14 protein-coding genes are annotated in these 13031 nt (G+C 40.6%); all 14 read left to right on the forward strand.

Features of this window, described 5'->3' with window-relative positions:
• The first annotated feature begins 51 nt into the window (after positions 1 to 51).
• The 14 genes from ACW6PM_RS03270 to ACW6PM_RS03335 all read left to right on the forward strand — a co-directional run bounded on the left by ACW6PM_RS03270 (position 52) and on the right by ACW6PM_RS03335 (position 13027).
• Positions 52 to 843 carry a motility protein A gene (locus tag ACW6PM_RS03270; RefSeq protein WP_456056218.1) on the forward strand — a complete coding sequence of 264 codons (792 nt, stop codon included), beginning with the start codon at positions 52 to 54 and terminating at the stop codon, positions 841 to 843.
• On the forward strand, positions 843 to 1670 hold the full coding sequence (locus tag ACW6PM_RS03275) for a flagellar motor protein MotB (protein WP_308668525.1): 828 nt from the start codon (positions 843 to 845) through the stop codon (positions 1668 to 1670). Before ACW6PM_RS03270 ends, ACW6PM_RS03275 begins: the two co-directional genes overlap by 1 nt.
• A gap of 17 nt (positions 1671 to 1687) precedes the next feature.
• The gene (locus ACW6PM_RS03280; RefSeq protein ID WP_308650646.1) at positions 1688 to 2209 is read left to right on the forward strand and encodes a flagellar basal body-associated FliL family protein; all 522 of its coding nucleotides are present in this window, start codon (positions 1688 to 1690) and stop codon (positions 2207 to 2209) included.
• Between the two features lie 78 nt (positions 2210 to 2287).
• Entirely contained in the window at positions 2288 to 3268 is a 981-nt protein-coding gene (gene fliM / locus ACW6PM_RS03285; RefSeq protein ID WP_308668527.1) for a flagellar motor switch protein FliM, read from the forward strand.
• Positions 3269 to 3271: 3 nt separating this feature from the next.
• Entirely contained in the window at positions 3272 to 4486 is a 1215-nt protein-coding gene (fliY, locus tag ACW6PM_RS03290; RefSeq protein WP_456056219.1) for a flagellar motor switch phosphatase FliY, read from the forward strand.
• Positions 4487 to 4527: 41 nt separating this feature from the next.
• Positions 4528 to 4914: a flagellar biosynthetic protein FliO gene (locus tag ACW6PM_RS03295; RefSeq protein ID WP_308650649.1), complete on the forward strand. Its 387-nt coding sequence runs from the start codon at positions 4528 to 4530 to the stop codon at positions 4912 to 4914.
• Complete coding sequence (gene fliP / locus ACW6PM_RS03300; protein WP_308650650.1) at positions 4907 to 5806, forward strand: flagellar type III secretion system pore protein FliP; 900 nt, start codon at positions 4907 to 4909, stop codon at positions 5804 to 5806. Before ACW6PM_RS03295 ends, fliP begins: the two co-directional genes overlap by 8 nt.
• An 11-nt stretch (positions 5807 to 5817) precedes the next feature.
• A complete protein-coding gene (fliQ, locus tag ACW6PM_RS03305) occupies positions 5818 to 6096 on the forward strand; it encodes a flagellar biosynthesis protein FliQ (protein ID WP_117714142.1) in 279 nt (92 codons plus the stop codon).
• Positions 6097 to 6104: 8 nt separating this feature from the next.
• Complete coding sequence (gene fliR, locus ACW6PM_RS03310; RefSeq protein WP_456056220.1) at positions 6105 to 6884, forward strand: flagellar biosynthetic protein FliR; 780 nt, start codon at positions 6105 to 6107, stop codon at positions 6882 to 6884.
• Positions 6871 to 8019, forward strand: coding sequence for a flagellar biosynthesis protein FlhB (gene flhB, locus ACW6PM_RS03315; protein WP_456056304.1), 1149 nt, complete (start codon positions 6871 to 6873; stop codon positions 8017 to 8019). Before fliR ends, flhB begins: the two co-directional genes overlap by 14 nt.
• A gap of 87 nt (positions 8020 to 8106) precedes the next feature.
• Entirely contained in the window at positions 8107 to 10149 is a 2043-nt protein-coding gene (gene flhA, locus ACW6PM_RS03320) for a flagellar biosynthesis protein FlhA (RefSeq protein WP_308650653.1), read from the forward strand.
• Entirely contained in the window at positions 10150 to 11394 is a 1245-nt protein-coding gene (flhF, locus tag ACW6PM_RS03325; RefSeq protein WP_456056221.1) for a flagellar biosynthesis protein FlhF, read from the forward strand. It begins immediately after the preceding gene.
• Entirely contained in the window at positions 11394 to 12272 is an 879-nt protein-coding gene (locus tag ACW6PM_RS03330) for a MinD/ParA family protein (protein WP_308650655.1), read from the forward strand. The genes flhF and ACW6PM_RS03330 overlap by 1 nt, the downstream gene beginning before the upstream one ends.
• Positions 12273 to 12292: 20 nt before the next feature.
• Entirely contained in the window at positions 12293 to 13027 is a 735-nt protein-coding gene (locus ACW6PM_RS03335; RefSeq protein WP_308650656.1) for a flagellar brake protein, read from the forward strand.
• Positions 13028 to 13031: the final 4 nt, after the last annotated feature.

The following is a 13031-nucleotide window of genomic DNA, read 5'->3' on the forward strand; positions in this document are numbered from 1 at the left end:
ATTATAACTAAGGTCATTCGACAAATATTTATTTATGGAAGGTGTGTATAAGTGGATATAGCATCTCTTTTAGGAGTAATTCTTGGTATCGGAATGGTTTTGTTCGGTATCATTCAAAATGGTGGGGTACCAGCATTATTAAACTTTCTTGATGCGCCCTCGGCAATTATCACGATAGGTGGTTCACTCTCGGCTGTGCTTTGCTCTAATAAGCTTTCGGGCTTTATAGCCGGAATCAAGTCATTTGCACTTCCCTTTAAGGAAAAGAGCATAGACCCGGGAGAGACAATAAATAAAATAATTGAGCTGTCAAACGTCAGCCGTAAGGAGGGCCTTTTAGCACTCGAGGAGGCTGCCGGCAGCATAGACGATGAATTCCTAAAGAAGGGCATTATGCTTGTAGTTGACGGTACGGATGCAGAGCTTGTAAGAGGCATTCTTGAAACAGATATGCTGAGCATGGAGGATCGTCATAAGAAAACAATTTCTTTCTGGGAATTCTGGGGAGAGCAGGGACCTGCGTGGGGTATGATAGGTACGCTTATCGGTCTTATCAATATGCTTAAAAACCTCGAGGATTCTTCAACAATAGGCCCGAACATGGCTGTTGCCCTTGTTACTACATTCTACGGTTCACTTATTGCCAACTGGCTGTGTGCCCCATTTGCAAACAAGCTGAAGGCTAACAACGAGCTTGAGCTCACTCTCAAGACTCTTATCATAGAAGGTCTGCTTTCCATTCAGGCGGGTGAAAACCCACGAGTTATTGAGGAAAAGCTCAAGTCCTTCCTTTCACCTGACAAGAGAGAGGCTCTCTCACCAGAAGGCGGAGGTGAGGAATAGTGGCGAAAAGGAGACCTGAGGATCCGCCAAAGGGAGCGCCGGCCTGGCAGTCGACCTTCTCGGATCTTATGAACCTGCTTTTATGCTTTTTCGTGCTCTTATTCTCTATGTCAACTGTTGATGCTGAGAAATTCCAGCTCGTCATTGCGTCACTGACAAGCAGTGTGAGCGTTTTGCCGGGAGGCAGTTCATCTATAGGTGATGGCAGGCTTGTGGGAGCAGGAGTCAGCCAGCTTGAGTTTTTGGACAAGTATTATAACGATCTGGCCAATTCCAAGTCAAACACCGAAAGCACCACAGAGGGTGATGACAAGAACGCAAAAGAGCAGTATGAGCAGATGGAGCTTTCTGAATCTGAGAAAATGTCGGAGCAGATAGAAAAACAGCTTGAAAACACAAGCTTACAGGATGCTGTTGAGGTTGATTTCAATGCACAGTACGTGCAGCTGAGCTTGAATGGTGCCCTATTGTTTGAATCGGGTAAGTCTGATGTAATGGAAGAGGCATATCCTGTAGTGAACAAGATTTCATCTATTTTAGCTACATATCAGGATAATCTGATAGAGATTGAAGGACATACTGACAATGTTCCGGTTTCATCACGCTCCAAGTATGAGAGCAATGATGTGCTTTCTATGTACAGAGCACTGAGCGTTGCAAATTATATAAGGGACAACACAAGCTTAAATCCTGCCCATATAAAGTCGTCCGGCAGAGGAGACTATGATCCGGTTGCGGATAACTCCACTCCTGAGGGAAGAGCAAGGAACAGACGTGTAGAGATTAAGGTGTATAATTCTTACAATTCAGAGTTCAATACCAATTAATCCGGAAAGGAATGCATATGAAAAAGAATTTAATTTCAGTACTGATTTTAGCACTTTGCTTTGCAAACCTTGTGCTTACAGCACTGCTTATATTTACAATAATACCTGAGACAAAAAAAGCAAATAACCTGATAGATCAGGTGTGTCAGGCTATATCACTGGATTTAAACAGTGGCGCTGCCACAAGTGGTTCACAGCTGCCACAGGATCAGATTGTTGATTATGCACTTACAGCCGATGGTGATACACTTACCTTCAATTTTGCCCCATCTGAGGATGGCAATACTCATTATCTGGTTTGTGGCATATCACTTTCACTCAACAAAAAGAGTGATGGATATAAGACCTACGGCGAGGATCTGTCCACCAAGAAAAATGTTATCTTAGCAGACATTACAGACATAATAGGCGATTATACAATGGAACAGTACAACACCGATAAGAGTGCTGTTCATGATAAGATTCTCAAAACTCTCCAGAAGAAATTCGGAGCAGACTATATAGTAGATGTAAACATTGTATCTTCACTTACCCAGTGATGATTTCTTTACAAATACTTATGCCGGTATTAAAACAGGCAGATATTTAATAATTTGGATACAGGTGGTGATTAACAGATGGGTGATGTTTTATCTCAGAGTGAGATAGACAATCTGCTCAATGCCCTAAGCAGCGGCGAGCTTGATGTAGATGAAATAAAAGAAAATAGTGAACAGACGGTCAAAGACTATGATTTCGCCCGCCCATCTAAGTTTTCAAAGGAACATCTAAGGACCCTTGAAATAATATTTGAGCATTATGGAAGACTTCTTACAACGAACCTTCCCGTTTATCTGCGAAAATCAGTGCAGGTAGAGGTGATGAACTCGGAGGCGGTTACATATTCTGAATTCACAAATGCACTTTCAAATCCGGTGCTACTTGGCATTGTCAATTTCGCACCATTGCAGGGAAACATAATAATTGAAATGGCTTCCGGCCTTGGATATGCTATTGTAGACCGCATGCTGGGCGGAAGGGGAGATTCTCTCGATAAGACGAGAGAGTTTTCAGAGATTGAGCTTTTGATTATTGAGCGTATTTTGGTTATATGCATCAATCTGCTCAATGAGCCGTGGCAGAATGTGCTTGATATAAGTCCTCATTTAGAGCGGATTGAGACCAATTCCCAGTATGCACAGATTATATCTCCAAGCGAGATGATAGCTATTATCACTATGAATATAAAGATTGGTGATGTTGAGGGCTTGATGAATATATGTCTGCCTTATATCACTCTTGAGTCTGTTATAGATAAGCTGAATACCAGATACTGGTATTCTAACATACAAAATCATGATGAAACCAACTATAGAAATGCCATAGAAAGCCTTATTCAAAAATCGCAGATTCCGGTCAAGGCGGTACTTGGCAAGAGTCTTATATCAGTAAAGGATTTTTCTACACTTGTGCCGGGGGATGTAATAAGGCTTGACACCAGTGTGGATGATGAGTTGGATATCTATGTAGGAAATATCAAAAAGTTTACTGCACTACCTGGTTCTTCCGGTGAGAAATATGCGGTAAGAATTACATCAGTAGTCAGAGAGGAGCAATAAATCATGGATGGAGTTTTATCGCAGGAGGAAATAAATGCATTGTTAAACAATAACGATGCTGCGGATTCGAGCGATGAGATATTGACGGAATCCGAAAAGGACGCGATTGGAGAAATTGCCAATATCAGTATGGGAACAGCTGCAACCACACTGTTTTCACTTGTAAATAGAAGAGTAGAGATTTCTACACCTGTAGTTTCATTTTCAAATTGGGACAAAATTGTTGACGAGTACGAAAAGCCGTGCGTATTTATAAAAATCGGATACACACAGGGCTTGAACGGAAGCAATATCCTCGTCCTGAAAGAAAAGGATGTTAAGATTATAACAGACCTTATGATGGGTGGGGATGGAACAAATATAAATGGTGAAATCGGAGAATTACATCTCAGTGCTATAAGTGAGGCTATGAACCAGATGATGGGTTCTTCCGCTACATCTCTTTCATCTATGCTCAATCGCACTATCGATATCAGCCCGCCTATTGCAGAGGTAGTTGATTTGAAAAATACCTTAAACGAGGGCGAAATTGACAGCTTCCTGTCTGAAGAGTTTGTAAAGATTTCCTTCCGTATGGAGATTGGAGATCTTGTAGACAGTGAAATAATGCAGCTTTACCCGCCGACATTTGTAAAGGATATGTGTAAGGGGGTATCTCAGAATATGGAGCTTGATACACAAAGTGTGACAGAGGATGTTCCTCAAAGTTCAAACACCGCCACACAGGCTGCGCCTATACAACAGCCACAGGATGGTGGCAGCATGAATAATGCTTCCGCAAACAATCAGAGCATGATAAACGAAAATATGATGAATCCGAATATGAATAGTCAGAACATGATGAATCAGGGAATGATGAACCAGAATATGGGGGCACAGAATATGATGGGCAATCAGGTAAATGTACAGACTGCTCAATTCACCCCTTTTGGAGCCATGCCAAATCAGGTTTACCAGCCGGAAAACATTGATTTAATCATGGATGTCCCGCTTGAGGTGACTGTTGAGCTTGGCCGCACCAAAAAGTCTATTTCCGAGATACTTGATTTTGGCCCGGGCAAGATTATAGAGCTTAACAAGCTCGCGGGAGAGCCTATAGACATTCTTGTCAATGGCAAATATGTAGCTAAGGGTGAGGTTGTCGTAATTGAGGAAAGCTTTGGTGTGCGAATCACTGAGATAGTCAATTCAAAGATAAACACCGGAAAAACAAAATAGTGTCGGCTGATATTTAACCAATACAATACAGAGGAATTAAAATGATATTAGCAGCAACATCACTGGACAGCTTTGTCCAGCTTATCACAGTTTTAATAATTTTTGTTTTTGTGCTTATCCTGACGTATTTTACCACCAGATGGATGGCAGGCATCCAGAAGGGGCGAAGCTTTAACAGGAATCTTAAAATTATTGAAACAATAAGTGTCGGAAACAATAAGATGATAAGTATTGTCGAAGCCGGCACCAAATATATCGTTGTTTCAATCGGAAAGGATGAAGTGAATTTTCTGACTGAGCTTAAGGAGGATGAATTAAAGGATTTATCATTTAAGGATCCTCAAAACACGACTCAGAATACGGAATCCTTTTCTGCGATTATGGATAAATTGAAAGAAAAGTACAGTAACAGGAGCAGACATGAATAAATTCATGAAGAAATTCAAGGCTGTATATTGCAAAGCGTCATTTATTTTTGCAATTGCAGTACTTACGGTAACAATTTCATTATGCATATTTTATCCTGACAGTGTAAATGCCAGTCAGACAGGCACAGCATCCGGTGATATCAGCACAAATGATGTGACAAAGGATTTAGATGACGTTAAAAGTCTTGACAGTGGCGACAAGGATTTAGCCGATGCCACCTCTGACAGCACAAACGGTCTGAACATATATTACAACAATGAATCAGGCTCTCTGTCCACACCGGTCAGGATGTTTTTGGTGCTTACGGTATTGTCTTTAGCACCTTCTATTCTCATCATGCTGACTTCTTTTACAAGAATTATAATCGTACTGCATTTTGTCAGAACAGCTATCGGTACCCAGACAGCGCCGCCTAATCAGGTGCTTATCGGACTTGCCTTGTTTTTGACACTTTTTATTATGTGGCCAACATTTTCACAGATTAACGAAAAGGCTATAAAGCCCCTTGATGAGGGTAAAATCACACAGCAGGAGGCTATAAAGGAGGCTGAGGGTCCATTCAGGGAGTTTATGTATGGACAGACACAGACCAAGGATATAAAGCTGTTTGTGGATATCTCAGGAGAAGAGTACGATGACTATGATGATGTACCTTTTACAACACTTGTTCCTGCCTTTATACTTAGTGAGCTTAGAACAGCCTTTATATTGGGCTTTTTAATATATATTCCATTTATTGTAATAGATATGGTTGTTTCATCAGTGCTCATGTCAATGGGTATGATGATGCTTCCGCCGACTACCATCTCGATGCCGTTCAAGGTTCTTTTGTTTATCCTGGCGGATGGCTGGGATCTGGTTATTGGTAATCTGGTCAAGACGTTTTACTAGGAGGTGTACATATGATTACCCAGGAAGCTGTTTTAGATATTGCCAGAGAGGCAATTTACACTACAATCATTACATCGGCTCCGCTTTTGCTTGTTTCACTGATTGTCGGACTTATAGTCAGTATATTTCAGACAGTTACGTCAATTCAGGAGCAGACACTTACCTTTGTGCCTAAGATTATTGCAATTTTTCTTGTAATGATGCTCTGTGGCTCATGGATGCTCGACACTATGTCCGGCTTCATGACTGATTTGTGGTCCAAATTCAGTTATTATATAAGCATGGGATAGGATGATATATGATTAATTATTCTTTTTCTATTGCGAATTTTGAATATTTTTTGCTGATTCTGGTGCGTATTGCATCGTTTGTGTACATAGCTCCGTTTTTTGGAGATAATGCGGTTCCGGCACGTGTCAAGACCGGCTTATCCGCCTTTGTTGCTTTGTTTATGTACAATATCATAGAAAGACCACAGCTTTCCTATGTCAGTGCAGTAGGTTTTGCTGTACTGGTCGTAAAAGAAGGAATTACAGGACTGCTCATAGGTTTTGCAGCCAATATATGTAATTCCATTGTTATTTTTGCGGGAAATCTGATTGATATGGATATCGGTCTGTCCATGGCTACAGAATTTAATCCATCTATGAATTCAGAGACAACTGTTACAGGTAACTTTTATTATTACGTAGTTCTTGTCCTGCTTCTTGTTTCTGATATGCATACGTATCTTATAAGGGCAGTTTGTGACTCTTTTTCAGTTGTACCGCTTGGAGGAGCACAGTTTCAGTTTGACAATATGCTCTCCACAATTATTAAGTATATGGGTGATATGTTTGTAATTGGCTTCAGGATATTTCTTCCGGTCTTTGCGTGCATGATGATAATGAACTGTATACTTGGCATCATGGCAAAGGTCGCGCCTCAGATGAATATGTTCTCTGTAGGTATCCAGTTAAAAATTGTAGTCGGATTTATTGTATTATTTTTGATAGTATATCTAATTCCGAGCATTGCCAATTTTATTATTACAGAAATTAAGACTATGGTGGTTTCAATAATTGATGGAATGTACTGACAGCTTAGATAAATTTTCCAAATTGCATACAGTGATGCGCTACAATCTGCAATGGTTTGCACAGGATGGTGAAGGTGGCGAAAAAACAGAGCCGGCAACCGAAAAGAAGTTAAAGGATGCCAGAGAAGAGGGCAAGGTTGCAAAAAGCAAGGAGCTTACAGCTGCCTTTGATCTTATAGTTCTGTTTTTAGTATTAAAGATATTTATATCCTTTGTAGGTGGCAACCTGATTGGATTGTTTTCTGTTGTATATAAGAAAATGCCTGATTTTTTAAAGGAGGCTCAGGAGCAGATTTCATCTGTTTCGGTATCACATTATTTAAACAATGTGATACTTCAGTTTTTATTAACTGTGCTGCCGTTTTTTGTTTTTGGAGTTGCAATCACGATACTTGTGAGTATCATTCAGGTCGGATTTAAAATATCCACTAAGCCGATGGCTCCAAAGCTTAGCAAGTTTAATCCTATAAACGGATTTAAGAGAATACTGTCTAAGGACTCCATTTTCGAGCTTCTTAAGTCTGTACTTAAAGTTGGAATCATTATGTATGTGGCTTATTCATCGATTAAATCGCATCAGAATGATATATTTATACTCTATGAGCTTCCGCTCAAACAGGCAATAGTATTGATTGGTGATATCATCATAAATACCGGACTTAAGATCAGCATAGTCTATCTGATTGTCGGTATTGCTGACTTTGCTTACAATAAGCACAAGTTTAATGAGGATATGAAGATGACCAAGCAGGAGGTCAAGGATGAGTTTAAAAACACAGAGGGAGATCCTGTTATAAAGGGTCAGCAGCGTAAACGTATGCAGGAGGCTTCACAGCGAAGGATGATGCAGGATGTGCCAAGGGCTGATGTTGTCATCACCAACCCTACCCACTTTGCTGTTGCCGTAAAATACGATGCACAAAAAAATGAGGCTCCTGTCGTTGTTGCAAAGGGCCAGGATTATGTGGCACAGAAAATAAAGGAAATAGCAAGAGATAATAATATACGTATAGTCGAGAATAAACCTCTTGCACGAATGCTTTTTCATAATGTGGATCTTGGAGCTGAGATACCGCCTGAGCTTTACCAGTCGGTTGCGGAAATACTTGCTATGATTTACAGGGAAAATAATTAATCCAATATATTATTATAAAACTAAAAGATAAATACGGACTTTATTTATATATGCAGTCCGTGATTTAACGGAAAGGAGGAATAGAATATGTTAAAAAAGACAGATTTAGGTGTTGGAGTATATCTGTTATGTGCTGTTTTATTTTTTATCATACCTATTCCCTCATTCCTTTTAGATATTATGCTTGCATTCAACCTCTCAATAGCACTCATAATACTTTTTAAGGTGCTGTTTGTAAAAGAAGTGCTTGATATGTCATTTTTCCCGACACTCTTACTTTTTACGACCATATTCAGGATTTCACTTAATGTCTCATCTACCAGACTTATTTTATCAACCGGAAATCCGGGTGTTGTTGTAAATGTGTTCGGTCAGTTCGTCGGTGGCGGTAATTTAGTCATCGGTGCAATCGTTTTTATAGTGCTTATTATCATCCAGTTTGTTGTTATCAACAAGGGATCTGAGCGTGTTGCTGAGGTAACTGCGCGATTCACGCTCGATGCGATGCCCGGTAAACAGATGGCAATCGATGCTGACTTAAACACCGGTGCCATCACTGACAAGGAGGCAAAGGCCCGCCGTGATAAAATCCAGAAGGAATCAAGCTTCTACGGAGCTATGGATGGTGCTACAAAGTACGTAAAGGGAGATGCAACAGCAGGTATTATCATTACTCTTATCAATCTGGTTGGCGGTACCGTCATGGGCGTTATGTTTCAGGGACTTGATGCAAATGAGGCCATACAAAAGTTTGGTCTGCTCACAATCGGAGACGGACTTGTATCACAGATACCGTCGTTACTTATTTCACTTTCAACCGGTATTCTTGTTACAAAGGGCTCCAATGAAAATGATTTTTCCGGTGAGCTTTTAGGTCAGCTCTTTGGCACAGCCAAGGTGCTTTATATTGTATCAATTGTGCTTGTGGTTTTAGGCGTGCTCACACCGCTTCGCAATGAGTGGTGGCTTTTCATAGGACTTGCAGTTGCTTTCTTTGTAACAGCTAAAAATCTGGATAAAAAGGCCGGTGTTGAAAGCATTGAGGATGAAACAGCACAGGCTGAAAGTGATGCCGAGGAAATACGAAAGCCCGAAAATGTCGTTTCACTGCTGCAGGTTGATCCTATTGAGCTTGAGTTCGGCTATGGTATCATACCTCTTGCCGATGTGAATCAGGGCGGAGATCTGCTTGACCGAGTTGTAATGATAAGACGACAGATTGCTTTAGAGCTTGGAACTGTCGTACCTATCATACGATTAAGGGATAATATACAGCTTAATCCTAATCAGTATATCATCAAGATAAAGGGCATACAGGTGACAGAGGGTGAGATACTGTTTGATCACTACATGGCTATGAATCCGGGCTATGTGGAGGAGGAGATAACAGGTATTCCTACCTTTGAGCCTTCATTCCATCTTCCGGCCATATGGATTACGGAAAGTCAGAGAGAGCGTGCTGAGAGTCTTGGATATACGGTTGTTGACCCGCCATCCATCATAGCAACGCATCTGACTGAGGTTATCAGATCTCATATTGCAGAGCTTCTCACCAGACAGGATGTACAGAATCTGGTCAACAATCTCAAGGAGTCAAACCCTGTCATTGTGGACGAGCTTATACCGAAGCTTCTTGGTCTTGGTGAGATTCAGAAGGTGCTTCAGAATCTTTTGGGCGAGGGGATTTCTATCAGGGATCTGCTTACAATTTTTGAGACACTTGCAGATCATGCACAAACCACCAGAGATACGGATGTACTTACCGAATATGTGCGTCAGGGCTTAAAGAGAGCCATATCAAGCAAGTATTTTCCTGCAAATGAAACCACAAGTGTCGTCACACTTGACCCTTCTGTGGAGCAGGAAATTATGTCATCTGTCAAACAGACAGAGCAGGGCTCTTACCTTTCCCTTGATCCAGACAGGATAAAGGCTATCATAAAATCTGTCGAAACTGAAATTGGTAAGTTGGAAAGTTTGGGAAAGAGTGCTATTATTATTACATCCCCAATTGTTAGAATGTACTTTAAGAAAATGACTGAGGACTATTTCAAGGATCTCATTGTATTGTCCTACAATGAGGTGGAATCAAATGTAGAGCTTCAGTCGGTAGGAATGGTGACTGCATAAATGACTATTAACAAATTCACTGGAAAAACAAAAGAAGAAGCGATTGAATGTGCAAAGCAGGCCTTTGGGGCAAATGCCGTGATTATGAATATCAAGGAGATTAAGCCAAAGGGATTATTTGGTATATTCAAAAGCTCAACCTATGAGGTGACTGCGGCTATGGATGAAAAAAAACAGACACAGACAATAACGGCCTCGCAGCTTGCAAGGACTACACTTCCCGGTAAAATTGATTACAAGGCAGATGAAGAGATAAAGATGCCTTCATTCGCTGCAAAACCTGCACCTGAGACCTTAAAGCCTTCCCCTGCACCGGCAGTTCCGAAGACGGCTGAGCAGACCGGCGATATTGAAAAGGAAATAAAGGAGCTTGATTCCATTGCCAAAATGATGGAAAGCACATTTGATAAGCCTCAAAAAAATGAAACATCAAAGCCTCAGAGTGCACAGGAGCTTAAATTTGTGCGCATTTTATACAAGACACTGCTCGATAATGAGGTGGATGAGAAATATATCAATCAGATTCTGGATGAAATTGAGAAATTCTTACGTCCCGGCAACAGTCTTGATGTGATTCTGTCAAATGTATACCAGAAGCTCATTTTAAGATTCGGGCAGCCTGACACTATAAAGGTAAACGGTAAAAAACCAAGAGTTGTTTTCTTTGTCGGACCGACAGGTGTCGGAAAGACAACCACAATTGCTAAAATTGCTTCAAAATTCAAGGTGAATTATAATAAAAACATTGCATTTATCACAGCAGATACATACAGGATAGCCGCAACAGATCAGCTGCGCACATTTGCAAATATTCTGGATACACCTATGTCTGTCATTTACACTGCCGCAGAGTTAAATAGTGCAGTGGCTGAATATGAGCAGGCAGATGTGATTTTCGTTGATACAGCCGGCTTTTCCCATAAGAACGAGACACAGCGAAGTGATATGAGAGCGCTTCTTGCAGGTCTTTCACCTGAATACGAGAAATCTGTATATCTCGTTTTAAGTGCAACAACCAAGTACAGGGATCTTATATCTATAATCGATTCATATAAGGATATTGACGATTACAAGCTGATATTTACAAAGCTTGATGAAACCTCATCTTACGGCAATCTTTTAAATATAAAGCTATACTCAGATGCCGGTATATCATACGTGACCAATGGACAAAACGTTCCGGATGATATTGAGGTATTTGATACACAAAAGATTGTCAAACAATTACTGGGAGGCAGACAATAATGGACCAGGCACAGCAGCTTAGAAATGTCATTAAGCAGCGTAATCAAAATTACATAGAACCGGCCCGTGTTATTACCATTACAAGTGGCAAGGGTGGCGTAGGCAAGTCCAATACCTCTGTTAATCTGGCAGTCTGGCTCAGCAGACTCGGCAAGAGAGTGATTATTTTTGATGCTGATTTCGGCCTCGCCAATGTCGAGGTGATGTTTGGAGTCATTCCTAAGTACACTCTTGCTGATGTGATATATGAAAATCAAACGATAAAGAGCATCATATCAAACGGACCTTTGGGCATTGATTTTATCTCAGCCGGCTCAAGTGTTGTAGGACTTAATAACCTAAACCACGAACAGATTCATTTCATTGTCTCTGCAATAAATGAGTTAAACAGCATGTACGATTTTATAATAATCGATACCGGCGCAGGAGTATCTGAGCAGGTCATGGAATTTGTTGCGGCCAGTAACGAAATTGTGCTGGTTACAACCCCTGAACCGACCTCCATCACTGATTCATATTCATTGCTTAAAGCACTGTATAAGCGGCCTGATTTTGATCCGTCAAAAGCATGTATACGTGTTATATCCAACAGGGCTGCGTCAAAAGAGGATGGCAGTATAGTGTTCAACAAGATTAATTCCGTTGTTATGCAATTCTTAAACGGAAGCCTCGAGTATCTGGGATATGTGCCGTCTGATACAATGGTTGAAAAGGCTGTCAGGCAGCAGAAGATACTTTCAATTTATGATCCAACTTCAAAGGCTGCACGGTCATTTGAAGAAATTGCAAAAAGACTTTTGGATAATGAGTCCGCTGCTTTGGAAGAGAAAAGAACAATCTCACATATTTTTTCAAATTTTTTTAACAGAAAGCAATAGTTAATTTAAGAGGAAGACATATGGACTATACAAGTTTGATTTTTCCGGGTGACAAAATTGATATCCTTGCATCCGGTTTATCCGATAACAGCACATCATATAAGAGCAGCTTTTCTGACAATCTGACAGACAGCAGGTGGGAGATAACCATGCCTGTTGACAACGGCAGAGTGGTTTTATTTCAGCTGGGCATGCAATTTGATTTTATAGTATATACCCAAAACAAAACCATACTAAAAAGCGCTGCTATAGTCAGACAGCGTTATCGTAAAGGAAATATGTATTTTCTTGCCATAGAGCTCACAAACAATCTGGAAAAGATTCAAAGGCGTCAGTTTTTCAGGCTTCCATGTACTATAGACATGAGCTTTTATGAGGTCAGATATGACGATAAAGCTGAGAGTGAGTCTGAGTTTTGTAAAAGCATGTATAAGAATCATGCAATAAACAGCAAAAATATGCAGACCGTCAAGTCTGTTATCCTTGATATAAGCGGCGGTGGCATCAGATTTTCTCTGCGCACACCTTTGGAGGAGGGGGCATATTTCATGGCACAGTTTTCTTTAGCACTTGAAGAAAGCACACAGCAATTCAATATCGTCTGTAAGGTGATAAGCTGTACTCCTGCTTTGGACCATACAGACAGATATTTTGCACGCTCAAAGTTTATTTTTGACCGCATGGCAGAACGGGAGAAAATAGTCAGATTTGTGTTTGAGGAAGAACGACGCATACGAAGAAGGGAAATGGAGTAATAAT

Source organism: Agathobacter sp. (assembly GCF_977054825.1).

Bases quoted from the DNA above. Each gene is read 5' to 3' on its own strand.
- ACW6PM_RS03280 (WP_308650646.1), top strand. From the start codon at position 1,688: ATGAAAAAGAATTTAATTTCAGTACTGATTTTAGCACTTTGCTTTGCA.
- fliM (WP_308668527.1), top strand. From the start codon at position 2,288: ATGGGTGATGTTTTATCTCAGAGTGAGATAGACAATCTGCTCAATGCC.
- fliY (WP_456056219.1), top strand. From the start codon at position 3,272: ATGGATGGAGTTTTATCGCAGGAGGAAATAAATGCATTGTTAAACAAT.
- ACW6PM_RS03295 (WP_308650649.1), top strand. From the start codon at position 4,528: ATGATATTAGCAGCAACATCACTGGACAGCTTTGTCCAGCTTATCACA.
- fliP (WP_308650650.1), top strand. From the start codon at position 4,907: ATGAATAAATTCATGAAGAAATTCAAGGCTGTATATTGCAAAGCGTCA.
- fliQ (WP_117714142.1), top strand. From the start codon at position 5,818: ATGATTACCCAGGAAGCTGTTTTAGATATTGCCAGAGAGGCAATTTAC.
- fliR (WP_456056220.1), top strand. From the start codon at position 6,105: ATGATTAATTATTCTTTTTCTATTGCGAATTTTGAATATTTTTTGCTG.
- flhB (WP_456056304.1), top strand. From the start codon at position 6,871: ATGGAATGTACTGACAGCTTAGATAAATTTTCCAAATTGCATACAGTG.
- flhA (WP_308650653.1), top strand. From the start codon at position 8,107: ATGTTAAAAAAGACAGATTTAGGTGTTGGAGTATATCTGTTATGTGCT.
- flhF (WP_456056221.1), top strand. From the start codon at position 10,150: ATGACTATTAACAAATTCACTGGAAAAACAAAAGAAGAAGCGATTGAA.
- ACW6PM_RS03330 (WP_308650655.1), top strand. From the start codon at position 11,394: ATGGACCAGGCACAGCAGCTTAGAAATGTCATTAAGCAGCGTAATCAA.
- ACW6PM_RS03335 (WP_308650656.1), top strand. From the start codon at position 12,293: ATGGACTATACAAGTTTGATTTTTCCGGGTGACAAAATTGATATCCTT.